This is a genomic window from Kribbella jejuensis (genome assembly GCF_006715085.1).
Taxonomy (GTDB): Bacteria; Actinomycetota; Actinomycetes; order Propionibacteriales; family Kribbellaceae; genus Kribbella; species Kribbella jejuensis.
The window spans coordinates 1,305,739-1,319,365 of record NZ_VFMM01000002.1; the positions used below are offsets into that span (position 1 = coordinate 1,305,739).

Here is a 13,627-nt window from a genome sequence, read left to right on the forward strand (position 1 = left end):
TCAGGCCTTGACTCCGCCGGACGCCAGCCCGGACTGCCAGTAGCGCTGCAGCAACAGGAAGGCGGCGATCAGCGGGACGACGGACAGCAAGGAGCCGGTGATGACGAGGGACAGCACGGCGCCGGTTGTACCGCCGCCGGCGCCGGCCTGCGATGACCAGGCGGCCAGACCGACCGTGACCGGGTACAGATCGGGGTTGTTGAGCATGATCAGCGGCAGGAAGTAGTTGTTCCACGTCGCCACCAGCGTGAAGAGCAGTACCGTCACCACGCCAGGAGCCAGCAGTCGCAGGGCCACCTGGAAGAAGATCCGGAACTCGCTCGCCCCGTCGATCCGGGCCGCCTCGATGATCCCGTCCGGAACGGCGTCCTGTGCGTAGATCCGCATCAGGTACAGGCCGAACGGGCTCACCAGCGACGGCAGGATGATCGCCAACGGCGTGTTCACCAGCCCGGCCTTGCTGAACAACAGGTACGTCGGGATAGCGAGCGCGGTCGTCGGCACCATGATCGCGCCGAGCACCAGCCCGAACATCGCCGAGTTGCCGCGGAACCGGTACTTCGCGAAGCCGTAGCCACCGAGCGCGCACAGGAACGCCGCGCCGCCGGCACTGACCACCGAGTAGAAGACCGTGTTGCCCATCCAGCGCGCGAACACGCCACCGTTGTTCGTCAGCGTGTCGTGGACGTTCGAGAAGAACGAGAAGTCGTGCGCGAACCACAGCCCGAAGCTCGAGAACAGGTCACCGACGTTCTTCGTCGACGCGATCACCAGCCAGAACAACGGCAGCAGGAAGTAGATCACGAGCACGACCATGCACACGGTCAAGACGTTGCTGCGACGATCCGTCATGACCTGCTCCTTCGCGTGGTGACGAACAGAACGGCGTACGACGCGACGACGATGACCGCGCCGAGCAGGAACGAGACGGCCGCGGCGTAGTTCACCTCCTGGCCGGTGAACGCCAGCGAATACGCGTACAGGTTCGGGGTGTAGCCGCTGTCGATGACGCTCGGCGCGAGCCGTTGCATCAGCTGCGGTTCGTTGAACAGCTGGAAGCTGCCGATGACCGAGAAGATCACGCACACCAGGAGCGCCGGTCGCAGGGCAGGAATCTTGATGCTCCATGCGGTTCGGATGGCGCCCGCGCCGTCGACCGCGGCCGCTTCGTACAGGTCGTGCGGGACCGCGCGCAGAGCGGCGTACAGGATGATCATGTTGTAGCCGGTGAACTCCCAGGTGACGACGTTCGCCAGCGATCCGAGCATCCAGCTGGACGTGAGGAACTTCGGCGCGGGCAGGCCGAGGTCGCCGGCCAGCTGCGAGAACGGGCCGAAATCACGGCCGTACAGGTAGCCCCACATCAGTGCGGCGACCACGCTCGGTACGGCGTACGGCAGGAAGATGCCCAACCGGAACGCCTTGGCCGCGCGCAGCAGGCCGCTGTCGATGGCGAGCGCCGCCACCAAAGCGATCACGAGCATGACCGGCACCTGGATCACGAAGAACAACGCGACCCGGCCGACCCCGTCGAGCAGCCGCGGATCGGTCAGCGCACGGGTGTAGTTGCCGAGCCCGGCGAAGACCGTGCCGCCGATCAACCGCTCCTGGAACAGGCTGAGGTACGCCGCGTACGCGAGTGGCAGCACCAGCATCGCGACGAACACCACCATGAAGGGCGCAACGAAGGCGTAGCCGGTGGAGGCGTGGCCGACGCCACGCCGCTGCCGACGGGCCTCCCGGCGGCTCGGGGCCGATGCCTCGAGCCGCTGATCGGTTGTGACACTCATTGGTTGACCTTGAAGCCCTGGTTCTGCGCGTACTTCGTGATCCGGTCCTGCCACTGGTCGAGCGCCGCGTTGGTGTCGCTCTTGTTGGCGAACGACTTCCCGACGGTCTCGTTCCAGTCGTTGACGGCCTGGTCGAGGAACGGCGGCCACTGGAACTTGGTGTCGACCGTGTCGCTGATCCCCGCGAACAGCTTGTTCACCGGCTGGCCGCCGTAGAACGGCAGCGGCTGATCCACGTACGAACTGTCGGCCAGCAGGGCCTTCGTGACCGGGAACAGGAACTGCTGGGTCGCGAACATCTTCGTGGACGCGGGGTCGGTGTTGATGAACTCGGCCAGCTTCGCGGCGGCGATCGGGTTCTTCGTCCCCTGCACCACGGCCGTCGTCGAGCCACCCCAGTTGCCGGACGCGTTCTGGCCGGCTTGCCATTGCGGGAGCGGAGCCGCCCGCCACTTGCCGGCGGTCGCCTTCGCACTACCTGCCAGGAAGACCGGACCCCACGCGGCCGTCAGCCAGGTGGCGTACTTGCCCCGGTTCAGCGCCTGGTACCACGCGTCGTTGAAGTCGGCGTCGGCCGAGACGACACCGTCCTTGATCAGCCCACCCCAGTAGGTCGCGAGCTTCTTGGAGCCGTCGCCGTTCAGGTTGACCTTGACCGAGTCGGTGCTGGGCGTCTCGAACGGCTTGACCCCGGCCTGCCACAACAGCCCGAACCAGACGCCGGCCTGGCTCTGCGCGAGGTTCGTCATCGACACGTTCGGGTCGGCGGCGTGCAGCTTGCGCGCGGCGGCGGCGAACTCGTCCCACGTCTTCGGTACGGCGATGCCGTACTTGTCGAAGATGTCCTTGCGGTACAGCATCCCCATCGGGCCGCTGTCCTGCGGTACCGCCCATACCTGGCCGCCGGAGCCGACGACCTGCTGCCAGGTCCACGGCACGAACTTGTCCTTCAGCGCCTCCGCGCCGTACGGACGCAGGTCCATCAGGCTCTTGGTCAGCGCGAACGTCGGGATGTACTGGAACTCGATCTGGACCGCGTCCGGGAAGCCTGTGCCGGCCTTCAGTGCGGTGCGGAGCTTGGTGTACTGCGGGGTGCCCTGGCCGGCGTTCACGACCTTCACCTTGATCGCCGGGTACTTCTTCTCGAAGAGGTTCACCTCCTGCTGGATGTTCGGCACCCAGGTCCAGAAGGTGAGTTCGGTCGGCGTGGACATCGCCTTGTCGATATCGGACTGGCTCACGGTCTGTGCCGTGCTCGCGCCACCGGACGCCGACCCACCGCCGCCGCCACCACAGGCAGCGAGAACGAGAGCAGCGGCCAGGACGAGTGCGGTGCCGGCGGACGTGCGCCGGCGGATTCGGTTGATGAACATTGCGAAACAACTCCTCGAATGGCAAGGCGGTGCCCAGGCACCGACCTCGACAAAGGCGTGCCCGGCCAGGGGAACGGCGTCAGGACGCCGTGCTTGGTGGTGCTGCGGTCGACTGACGGACGACGAGCCGGAGCGGTGGCGGCTCCGGAAGGGGAGAGTGGCCGCCGGCCGGCGACTCGATCTCCGTGACCAGATTGGCGATCCCGCGCGCGACGTGGACGTCGAAGTCCTGCGGGATCGTGGTGAGTGGTGGTGTCAGGTAGGCCGCCGTCGGGATGTCGTCGAAGCCGACGATGCTGACGTCGCCGGGGACGGAGCGGCCGGCCTCGGTCAGGGCCCGCAGTACACCGATGGCCATGTCGTCATTGGCGACGAAGACCGCGGTGACATCGGGGTTCGCGGCCAGTTCCCGGCCGGCTTCGTAGCCGGAGGCAGGGAGCCAATCGCCTTCCAGTACAGGCGGTTCGGGCACGCCGGCGTTCTCCAGGGCCTGCCGCCAGCCTGCCAGCCGGTCGCGTGCCGCCCACCATCGCTGCGGGCCGGCGACGTGCCAGACGGTACGGTGCCCGAGGCCGAGGAGGTGCTCGGTCGCGGACCGGCCGGCGGTGATGTTGTCGCCGCCGGTGTCGATGCTCGGATTGGCGCTCAGTCCGGGGAACCGGCCGAAGCTGAGCACCGGGACGTCGACGTCGATCCGCACGCCGTCGCCCTCGTCGATCGGTTCGGACAGGATGATGCCGTCCACACCCTGTTCGAGCAGGTGCTCGACCACATCGGCGATCGTGTCGCCTTCGAGCGTGTTCACGATGCTGACCGAGTAGCCGGTCGTCCGGAGGGTCTGCTCGATCGCGACCAGTTGGGTCGACGGGCCGAACAGCGCCGTACCGAGACAGACCACGCCGATCCGTTTGGTCTTGCCCGAGTTGAGTGCGCGGGCAGCGTCGTTGCGGCGGTACCCGAGTTGGCGTACGGCGGCCTGGACCCGGAGCCGGACCTCTTCCTTCACGTACGGCTCGCCGTTCAGCACCCGGGACACGGTCTTCTGCGAGACGCCCGCGAGCCGCGCGACATCGGTGCTGCTCGGTTTGGTCTCGCTCATCCGTCCTCCGCTCTGACTGCGTAGTCAGAATGTGTCTACGTAGTCAGAGAGTCAATGGGTGGAGACCCAACTGTGACCTGGGGCACAGATCTGCAGCCCTGGTTCAGCGCTGCTTCAGCGCTGGTAAAGGCCGGTCAGGCGGCCGCTGGCGATGGCGTTCTTGTTGATCGCCTGTAGTGCCGCACCGAGCTTGGCGCCGGCCGCGAGACCTGTCGGCGCGGACAACGCGTAGACCGTGAAGCGGTAGTGGTGCGTGCCGCTCGGCGGGCACGGCCCGAAGTACGACGCCTTACCGGCCGAGTTGCTCGCCTGCTTCCCGCCGGGCGGTGGTGCGCCTTCTTCGAGCGACGTGACCTTCGGATCGAGATCGAGCACGATCCAGTGCGTGAAGGTCCCACTCGGCGCATCCGGATCGTCCACGACGATCGCGAGCGCCTTCGCGGCCGCCGGCGTCCCGCGCCAGGCCAACGGAGGCGACGTACCGGCACCGTCGCACGTGTACTTCCGCGGAATCGCCCCACCCTCACGAAACGCCGTACTGGTCACTTCGATGCTCGCAGGCGCAGTCACGCCAGGCTCCTTCCCGGGTTCGCCGCCACTGCAGGCGGTCGTCGCGAGAAGAACGGTCAGCCACAGCAGTAGCCGCAGTCGCACGGTTCCCACCCTACGTCCGCCGATGCGTGAGGGGCTGCTTGACAAATTAACTGAGTGCGCTCATTATTGAGTCAACTCAGACAAGGCCAACAGAAGGAATTCGTCATGCGGGCGTTCGTCGTCGATCAGTACAAGCAGCCGCTGCGGCAGGCGGACGTGCCCGAGCCCGTGGTCGGGAACCGTGACGTGCTGGTAGAAGTCCGGGCGGCCGGAGTGAACATGCTCGACGAGAAGATCCGGGCCGGGGAGTTCAAACGGGTGCTGCCGTACGAACTGCCGCAGATTCTCGGCAACGACGTCGCCGGAACGGTCATCGGCGTCGGCGCGAAAGTGCAGGAATTCAGGGTCGGCGACGAGGTGTACGGACGGCCCGGCAAGGACCGCATCGGGACGTTCGCGGAGCGGATCGCGGTGGCCGAGGACGACCTGGCGCTCAAGCCTGTGTCGATCAATGCCGTGGAAGCGGCCTCGTTACCGCTGGTTGCGCTGACTGCGTGGCAGGCGCTCGTCGAGCGGGGCAATGTGCAGCCGGGGCAGCGGGTCCTTGTCCACGCCGGCGCGGGCGGAGTCGGGACAGTAGCGATCCAGCTCGCGAAGCACCTCGGCGCGACGGTCGCCACCACGGTTAGCGGGGGCAACGCGGACTTCGTGCGCAGCCTGGGGGCGGACATCGTCGTCGACTACCGCAGTCAGGACTTCGAACAGATCCTCGACGGGTACGACCTGGTGCTGGACAGCCTCGGCGGAAAGAACCTCGAGAAGTCACTGCGGGTGCTGCGCCCCGGGGGCAAGGCCATCGGGATCGCAGGTCCGCCTGACGCGGCGTTCGCCCGCGAGCTCGGCGCGAATCCAGTGCTCCGATTGGTGATGTCCGCCCTGAGCAGCCGCATCCGCCGCCAGGCCCGGCGCCTCGGCGTGACCTACGAGTTCCTGTTCATGCGAGCCAGCGGTGACCAGTTGCGCCAGATCACTGCCCTCGTCGACAGCGGCTCCCTGCGGCCCGTCGTCGGACAGGTCTTCGATTTCGACCAGACAGCGGAGGCCGTGCAGGCGCTGGGCAAAGGCGGCTTCCGCGGCAAGGCCGTCATCAGCAGGCCCTGACCGACACCACTCATCAAACACCAACCAGGAAGCAGGACAGACACCATGAATGCGAACGACAACGTCATCATCGCCTACAAAGACGCGCCCGCCCGCACCGTCGACGCCGGCGGCGTCACCTACGCGTACCGCGAACTGGGACCGAAGGGTGACATCCCGGTCGTCTTCTTCGTCCACCTCGCCGGGACCCTCGACAACTGGGACCCGCGCATCATCGATCCGATCGCCAAGGGCCGTCACGTGATCGCTTTCGACAACCGCGGTGTCGGCGCCTCCACCGGCCGGGTGCCCGACAGCGTCGAGGCGATGGCCGACGACGCTTATGCCTTCATCACCGCGCTCGGCTACGGCAAGGTCGACATCTTCAGCTTCTCGCTCGGCGGCATGATCGCTCAGGCCCTCGTGGTCAAGCACCCCGACCTGGTCCGCAAGCTCGTCCTCACCGGCACCGGGCCGAAGGGCGGCAAAGACATGGACAAGGTCGCCCGGACTACCTACTGGGACATCGTGCGCGCCACCCTGACCCGGTCCGACCCCAAGGAATTCCTGTTCTTCAACCGCAACGCCACCGGCAGGCCCGCGGCGCGTGCCTTCGTCAACCGGCTCGAGGAACGCACCACCGACCGCGACGCAGAGATCAAGGTCAAGGCGTTCCAGACGCAACTGAAGGCGATCAAGAAGTGGGGCCGCGGCACGCCCGACGACCTGTCGAAGATCACCCAGCCCACCCTGATCGCCAACGGCGACAACGACCGCATGGTGCCCTCGATCCTCTCCGACGACCTGCACCGGCGGATCAAGAACAGCGAACTGATCATCTACCCCGACTCCGGCCACGGCGGCATCTTCCAGTACCACGACAAGTTCGCCCCCGCCGCCGTCGACTTCCTCACCCGATAAACCTCCCGGAGGCTGCGCTTGTCGCCATGGAAGAATGAGCGCCGGCACAGTCCGCCGCACAGCAGGAGCCCACAGCAGACAAGGACGGCATCAATGCCCCTCGCCTCCCAGCCGGCCGGACGGCGCGAGCGGAACAAGCAGCAGAAACTGGACCGCATCACCGCCGCCGCCCGGGAACTCTTCGCCGACCGCGGCGTCGACGAGGTCACTACTCAGGAGATCGCCGACAAGGCCGACATCGGTGCGGGCACGCTGTTCCTCTACGCCAAGAGCAAGGGAGAGCTCCTGCTGCTGGTGCAGAACTCCACGTACGCCGATGCGCTCGCTCAGGGCAGGTCCGCGGCCGAGAGCATCCCCGACGTACTCGATGCGGTGATGGCGATAGTCCGCCCGGTCGTGGAATGCAACCGCAAACAGGTCGACAACGGGCGGACCTACCTGCGCGAGATCGTCTTCGGCGACCCCGAGGAACCCCACCACCGCGAGGCGCTTCTGCTGACTGTGCAGACCGAAGAAGCGATCGCCGACGTTCTGCAGCGCGACGAGCGCATCACTGCGGACGACGCCGGGGCCCTCGCCCACGTCGTCTCCGCGGTCATGTTCATCAGCATGGCTGCGACGATCAACGCCACCAGGCCCGTCGACGACATCCTCCAGGAAATCGAACGCCAACTCTGCGCCGTGCTCCCACGCTGATGCCGTCGCCGGCGAGGTTGCCGGCGTGGTGCGGCCGTCGCACGCTCGCGAGCATCGTCCGGATCAGGGTTCAGCGTTGCTCGACCAGCCGGATCACCGGAAGTTCCCGATCGGTCTTCTGCTGGTACTCCGCGAACCGTGGCGCCGTCGCGACGATTTGTTGCCACGCCTCGTCACGCTCCGCGCCGTGCAACTGCTCGGCCCGTACGTCGACCGTCCCGCCGTCGACGTCGATGCGGACCTGATCAGGGTTCGCGGCGAGGTTGTAGTACCAGTCCGGGTTCCCCTGGCCGCCCCAGGCGGACGCGATGATCAGGCGGCTGCCGTCGGGCGCCGGGATCCAGCTGACCGGGGTCTGCCTCTCGGTGCCGGACTTGCGGCCGATGGTCCGCAGCACGAGCATGTCGAATCCTCCGACCTTGCCGCGACGAGAGCGCCGCAGCAGCAGCTTGACCAGGCCGTTCATCCACTGCAGCGCCCGTCCCCTGGGCTGCCAGGCCCCGTGAGTGCCGGCCTGGGTGTCGAAGCTCATCCGGACTCCACTTCGGTGTGCACTGTGCGGTTGGTGCTGATCTGGTCGCCGTGCCCGAAGGGTTTGCCCTCGAGGTTGAAGCTCCAGGAGATCGTCGGCGTGATTCGCAGGTACGTACCTGGGCCGAACCGGCCCTGGCGCTCGACGAGCTCGGCCTCGCCGTAGATCCGAAGGTAGCGGGGCACCCACGGATCGGTCGACGGCAGGTCGTCGAGGATCACCGCGACCTTGGTGTTGCCGGCCTGGACATTGCGGAACTTCCGCGTCTTTGCTGGGTCGAAGCCGCCGATGAACAGGTGGCTTCCGTCGTACTCGAAGCCGACCGGGACGGCGTCGGGTTGGCCGTCGGTGCCGACCGTCGCGATCCGGGCGATCCGCTGGGTGCGCAGGTACTCGAGCTCCTCGTCGCTGAATGACATCGGTCCTCCTCGATGGTTAATGGCGTTAACTGTACGCGGAATTAACCATACATGCCATGTACCGTAGTTCCGTGAGTGAGACATGGGCCGAGCAGCTGGACACCGGGACCGGGCTGATCCAGCTGATGACGCTCGTCCAGGGGATCTACGCGAACGTGTCCGAGCGCCACGAGCTGACGCCGGTGCAGGCCAAGCTGTTGTGTGTACTGATCGGCGGACCGCGCGGGATGGCCGAGCTGGCGCAGCTGTTCGGCGTCGAGAAGGCCGCGCTGACGGGGCTCATGGACCGGATCGAGAAGCGCGGACTGGCCGTGCGTTCCGCCGTACCGGGGGACCGGCGGGCGGTCCAGGTGACGCTGACCGAGGAGGGGCGGCGGGCGGCGTCCGCGTTCCATCGCGAGATGGGCGAGGTGCTGAGCCGGCTGATCGACCCGATCCCGGAGGGGGACCGCGAGCAGTTCCGCAGCACGGTCCAGGGCATCATCATGAGGTGCCGCACGTCACCGTCCGGCGGATGAGCAGGCCGGGGCTGCGGACAGCGTTTGCCTTTACGATCGAGGGCGTGTCCAGTCCGTTGAGTTCCTGAGATGTCGGCCGTCATCGGTGCCTTCGCGGCGCTGGTCGCAGTGGCCGTTCTCGGGTACGTCGTGGGGCTCTTCGGTGTACTGCGCTCCGAGGACGAACTGGTCCTCTCGCGGCTGGCGTTCTTCGTGGCGACGCCCGCGCTGCTGTTCACCACCGTCGCGCGGGCCGAACTGAAGTCGATCTTCTCGGTGGTACTGGTCACCAACCTGGTCAGTCTGTTCGTGGTGCAGGCGGTGTTCCTGCTGGTCGCGGCGGTGATCTGGCGGCGCAGCCGGTCGCAGGCGACGATCGGCGTACTCGCCTCGTCGTACGTGAACGCCGGCAACCTCGGCGTACCGGTCGCCGCCTACGTGCTCGGCAACGGGGCGCTGGTCGCGCCGATCGTGCTGTTCCAGGTGCTGATCATGGCGCCGATCGCGTTCGCCGTACTGGACGGCGACCGCCAGGGGAGCGGCCGCCGCGTCTCGGTGAAGACGATCGTGACTCGCCCACTCCGCAACCCGCTCACGGTCGCCTCGCTCCTGGGCTTGCTTGTGTCGCTTCTCGGCGTACGTCTGCCCGCCCCGGTCATGCGCCCGATCGACCTGATCGCCGCGGCCGCCGTACCGGTCGCGCTGATCGCCTACGGCCTGAGTCTGAGCGCCGGCACCAAGGACTCGATCACCCTGCGCCGAGACGTCGTACTGGCCGTAGCCCTGAAAACCTTCGCCCAACCGCTGCTCGCCTACACGATCGCCCGCTGGCTCCTGGACCTCCACGGCCCCGCCTTACTGGCCCCCACCCTCCTGGCAGCCCTACCAACGGCCCAAAACGTCTACGTCTACGCCGTCCACTACAGATCCAGCCGAACCCTGGCCCGCAGCGCCGTCCTCCTCAGCACCCTCCTGTCCATCCCCATCATGATCCTGATCGCAGGCCTCCTGACCTGACTTCAGCGCAGGAGACAGCCAAAAATGAACGTGCCAAATTTGGTTGTCTTCTGGCTGCTAGTGCATGGCTTTGTAGGCTTCTTCGGCTACGGGGGCTACTTGGTCGACGTTGACGCCTTCGTTGGCGGACTGGGCGATGACGGTGAGGGTGTTGGAGCCGCGGTAGCACTGGGTGGGGAGGTTGCCGGCGGTTTCGATGCAGGTGGTGGAGCCGATCTTCTTCACCTTGTCGGCGGTGGCACCGGAATCGGCGATGACCTTGTCGATGTCGACGCGGCCGCGGAGCGCTATCAGGACGTAGAACCGGTCACCGTCGAGGCTGCCGTACGCCTCGACCATCACCTTCTTGCCGTCGTTGATCCGGCTCAGCGCCTCGCGGGTCTGGTCGAGTTGCGCGCGGCTGCGGATCTCCGGGTCGGTGATCCGGTCCAGCCCCGCGAGCTTCGCCGGCGGCGTGATCGACCGCTCGGCGTTCAGCCGGCTCAGCGGGCCCAGACCCCACGCGTAACCGGCCACTGCCAGCAGCGCCAGCACCACGAGGGCCCCACCCACGGTCACCCAAGGCGCCCAGGACCGCCGCCCCTTCTTCCCGTCAGCACCCGCCTCGGTCTTCACAGAACCACCGTCCGCGACGGCCCCCTCGGCCTTCACCGAGCCGCCGGCGTCCTGCCTGCCTGCAGCTGTCTTGGGGTCGGCCGGCACAGGAGCGAGTTCGGTGGTGTCGTCGGCGGGGGTCGGGGTTCTGGGGGTCGGCGGGTTGGTGGGGTCGGTCATCGGGGTGGCTCCTCGGACGTGCGGGTCGCGGGGTGCGGTTGGTCTGATGGTTCCACATCCGGACAAACCGACCCCGCAGGGTAGTCGAATGCAGAAGGTGCCCGTCTCCCGAGCGAACGGGGGACGGGCACCTGGTGGGTGCGGTCAGAGGGTTGCGACGACCTTGACAGCATCGGAGTCGTCCGTGTTCCAGACGATCTCGCCGGTGATCCGGCCGGCGGCGCGCAGGTCGGGTTCGGCTCGTTCGGCCAGGGCGAGGCGGGCGGCGGGGCCGGTGACCTCGACCTTCGAGACCTCGGTCTTCATCGACACCTGCGCCTCGGACTTCGCGCCACGGATCCCCGCGAGGACCTCGGACACCGCGTCGAGCACCTCGGCCGGCTGCTCCGCCACCGCGAGGTCAGCCTCGGGTGTCGGCCAGGACGACAGGTGGATCGAACCCTCCTGCCACCACGACCAGACCTCCTCGGTCGCGAACGGCAGGTACGGCGCGAGCAACCGCAACTGGACCGACAACGCCACCGCCAGCGCAGCCTTCGCCGAGGCAGCAAGTGCGTCGCCCTGGCCGCCGTACGCGCGCTCCTTCACCAGCTCGACGTAGTCGTCGCAGAACGTCCAGAAGAACCGCTCCGCGACCTCCAGTGCACCGGTGTAGTCGTACCGGTCGAAGGCGGCGGTGGCGTCCACGACGACCGATCGCAGCCGCTGCAGCATCGCCAGGTCGATCGGCTCGGTGACCGCAGCCGGGTCGGCGGCGACGACCGCCGACGGGTCCTCCTCGGTCGCGCCGAACGAGAGCACGAACTTCGACGCGTTCAGGACCTTGATCGCGAGCCGCCGGCCGACCTTCATCTGCGACTCGTCGAACGGCGAGTCCAGACCCGGGCGCGCCATCGCCGCGCGCCAGCGAACGGCGTCGGAGCCGAACTTCTCCAGGATCTCCGACGGCACGACCGCGTTGCCCTTGGACTTCGACATCTTCTTCCGGTCCGGGTCGACGACGAACCCGGAGATCATCGACCGTGCCCACGGCAGCGTGCCGTTCTCGAAGTGCGCGCGGACGACGCGGGAGAACAGCCAGGTCCGGATGATCTCGTGTGCGTGCGTGTTCAGGTCCATCGGGAAGGTACGGCGGAACAGGTCGTCGTCGCGCTCCCACCCGCAGACGATGTGCGGCGTCAGCGACGACGTCGCCCAGGTGTCCATCACGTCCGGGTCGGCCTCGAAACCGCCCGGCTTGCCGCGCTGGGACTCGTCGTACCCACGGGGGGCCTGCGAGGTCGGGTCGATCGGCAGCTCGGCCTCGGACGGCATCAGCGGGTGCTCGTAGTCGGGCTCGCCGTCGGCGTTCAGCGGATACCAGACCGGGAACGGGACGCCGAAGTACCGCTGGCGGGAGATCAGCCAGTCGCCGTTCAGCCCCTCGACCCAGTTGAGGTACCGGTGGCGCATGTGCTCGGGGACCCAGGCGAGCTCGTTGCCGCGCTCGATGAACTCCTGCTTGAGCGCAGCGTCCCGGCCGCCGTTGGTGATGTACCACTGCCGGGTGGAGACGATCTCGAGCGGCTTGTCGCCGTTCTCGTAGAAGTTCGCCATCCGCTCGGTCTTCTTCGGCTCGCCGTCCAGCTCGCCGCTCTCGCGCAGCTTCTGGACGATCAGTTCGCGCGCGCTGAAGACGGTCTTGCCGGCGAGCTCGGCGTACAGGTCGGAACCCTCGAGCCACGCCGGGGTCTCGCGGAGCAGCCGGCCGTCGCGGCCGATCACCGTACGGACCGGGAGCTGCAGCTCGCGCCACCACTGGATGTCCGTCTGGTCGCCGAACGTGCAGCACATCGCGATGCCGGCGCCCTTGTCCATCTCGGCGGCCTCGTGCGCGAGGACCGGGACCTCGACACCGAACAGCGGCGACTTCACCGTCGTCCCGAAGAGGTGCTTGTACCGCTCGTCGTCGGGGTGCGCGATCAGCGCGACACACGCCGGGATCAGCTCCGGACGGGTGGTCTCGATGTAGATCGGCCCGTCGGCGCCGTGGAACGCGACCCGGTGATAGGCGCCCGGATACGGCCGGGCTTCCATCTCGGCCTGCGCGACCGCGGTCTGGAACGTGACGTCCCAGACCGTCGGCGCCTCGGCCAGATACGCCTCGCCGCGGGCGAAGTTGCGCAGGAAGGCGCGCTGCGACGTACGCCGGGAGTCCTCGGAGATCGTGGTGTACAGGTAGGACCAGTCGACGCTCAGGCCGACCTGGCGCCACATCGCCTCGAACGCACGCTCGTCGATGTGCGTGAGCTCACCGCACAGGTCGACGAAGTTCTGCCGGGAAATCGGGACCTGCTTCTTCGGGTCCGGCTTCTCCGGCGGGGTGAAGTCCGGGTCGTAGGGCAGCGACGGGTCGCACTTGACGCCGTAGTAGTTCTGCACCCGGCGTTCGGTCGGCAGGCCGTTGTCGTCCCAGCCGATCGGGTAGAAGACCTTCTTGCCGCGCATCCGCTGGTACCGCGCGACCAGGTCGGTGTGGGTGTAGCTGAAGATGTGCCCGACGTGCAGCGACCCGGAGACCGTCGGCGGCGGCGTGTCGATGGAATACACATCGGCACGCTCGGCGGTGCGGTCGAAGGCGTAGGTCTGCTGCTCCTTCCATACCGCAGCCCACTTCTCCTCGAGGCCGTCGAGGCTGGGCTTGTCTGGAACACGGGACGTCTGGCTCATGCGCACAATGTTAGTGGTTGTCAAGGGGTGCTCCGACCGCTTTATCCACAGCCCCACCTAGACTTG

General features: G+C 67.3%; 14 protein-coding genes. 5 read left to right on the forward strand and 9 right to left on the reverse strand.

All coding sequences use genetic code 11. The annotated features are described in order from the left end of the window. From FB475_RS26335 to FB475_RS26355, 5 genes are all read right to left on the reverse strand, one after another. A complete protein-coding gene (locus tag FB475_RS26335; protein ID WP_202878510.1) occupies nucleotides 1-852 on the reverse strand; it encodes a carbohydrate ABC transporter permease in 852 nt (283 codons plus the stop codon). Beyond that, the gene (locus FB475_RS26340) at nucleotides 849-1,790 is read right to left on the reverse strand and encodes a carbohydrate ABC transporter permease (protein ID WP_141859215.1); all 942 of its coding nucleotides are present in this window, start codon (nucleotides 1,788-1,790) and stop codon (nucleotides 849-851) included. The genes FB475_RS26335 and FB475_RS26340 overlap by 4 nt, the downstream gene beginning before the upstream one ends. After that, entirely contained in the window at nucleotides 1,787-3,163 is a 1,377-nt protein-coding gene (locus FB475_RS26345; protein WP_141859216.1) for an extracellular solute-binding protein, read from the reverse strand. The genes FB475_RS26340 and FB475_RS26345 overlap by 4 nt, the downstream gene beginning before the upstream one ends. Nucleotides 3,164-3,242: 79 nt before the next feature. Further along, nucleotides 3,243-4,262 carry a LacI family DNA-binding transcriptional regulator gene (locus FB475_RS26350; RefSeq protein WP_141859217.1) on the reverse strand — a complete coding sequence of 340 codons (1,020 nt, stop codon included), beginning with the start codon at nucleotides 4,260-4,262 and terminating at the stop codon, nucleotides 3,243-3,245. Nucleotides 4,263-4,376: 114 nt separating this feature from the next. Then, a complete protein-coding gene (locus FB475_RS26355; RefSeq protein WP_185759439.1) occupies nucleotides 4,377-4,832 on the reverse strand; it encodes a YbhB/YbcL family Raf kinase inhibitor-like protein in 456 nt (151 codons plus the stop codon). 189 nt (nucleotides 4,833-5,021) lie between these two features. Between FB475_RS26355 and FB475_RS26360 the strand changes: the two genes are divergently transcribed. From FB475_RS26360 to FB475_RS26370, 3 genes are all read left to right on the forward strand, one after another. After that, a complete protein-coding gene (locus tag FB475_RS26360) occupies nucleotides 5,022-6,017 on the forward strand; it encodes an NADP-dependent oxidoreductase (protein ID WP_141859219.1) in 996 nt (331 codons plus the stop codon). A gap of 45 nt (nucleotides 6,018-6,062) precedes the next feature. Next, the gene (locus FB475_RS26365) at nucleotides 6,063-6,917 is read left to right on the forward strand and encodes an alpha/beta fold hydrolase (protein WP_141859221.1); all 855 of its coding nucleotides are present in this window, start codon (nucleotides 6,063-6,065) and stop codon (nucleotides 6,915-6,917) included. A gap of 93 nt (nucleotides 6,918-7,010) precedes the next feature. Beyond that, a complete protein-coding gene (locus FB475_RS26370) occupies nucleotides 7,011-7,613 on the forward strand; it encodes a TetR/AcrR family transcriptional regulator (RefSeq protein WP_141859222.1) in 603 nt (200 codons plus the stop codon). Nucleotides 7,614-7,683: 70 nt separating this feature from the next. Here the strand turns inward: FB475_RS26370 and FB475_RS26375 are convergent, their stop codons facing one another. Continuing rightward, nucleotides 7,684-8,145: a nitroreductase family deazaflavin-dependent oxidoreductase gene (locus FB475_RS26375; RefSeq protein ID WP_141859223.1), complete on the reverse strand. Its 462-nt coding sequence runs from the start codon at nucleotides 8,143-8,145 to the stop codon at nucleotides 7,684-7,686. Beyond that, the gene (locus tag FB475_RS26380; protein ID WP_141859224.1) at nucleotides 8,142-8,564 is read right to left on the reverse strand and encodes a PPOX class F420-dependent oxidoreductase; all 423 of its coding nucleotides are present in this window, start codon (nucleotides 8,562-8,564) and stop codon (nucleotides 8,142-8,144) included. Before FB475_RS26380 ends, FB475_RS26375 begins: the two co-directional genes overlap by 4 nt. 71 nt (nucleotides 8,565-8,635) lie before the next feature. Here FB475_RS26380 and FB475_RS26385 point away from each other — a divergent pair, with 71 nt between their 5' ends. Further along, nucleotides 8,636-9,082, forward strand: coding sequence for a MarR family winged helix-turn-helix transcriptional regulator (locus FB475_RS26385; protein WP_185759440.1), 447 nt, complete (start codon nucleotides 8,636-8,638; stop codon nucleotides 9,080-9,082). A 69-nt stretch (nucleotides 9,083-9,151) separates the two neighbouring features. Further along, nucleotides 9,152-10,078, forward strand: a complete 927-nt coding sequence (locus FB475_RS26390) for an AEC family transporter (RefSeq protein WP_141859226.1) — start codon at nucleotides 9,152-9,154, stop codon at nucleotides 10,076-10,078. A gap of 57 nt (nucleotides 10,079-10,135) precedes the next feature. On the opposite strand, the gene FB475_RS26395 is transcribed toward FB475_RS26390, so the two are convergent. After that, nucleotides 10,136-10,852, reverse strand: coding sequence for a hypothetical protein (locus FB475_RS26395; protein WP_238332425.1), 717 nt, complete (start codon nucleotides 10,850-10,852; stop codon nucleotides 10,136-10,138). A gap of 144 nt (nucleotides 10,853-10,996) precedes the next feature. Next, nucleotides 10,997-13,561 (reverse strand): valine--tRNA ligase, encoded by a 2,565-nt coding sequence (gene valS / locus FB475_RS26400; RefSeq protein ID WP_141859227.1) that lies wholly within the window; start codon nucleotides 13,559-13,561, stop codon nucleotides 10,997-10,999. Between the last annotated feature and the right edge of the window lie 66 nt (nucleotides 13,562-13,627).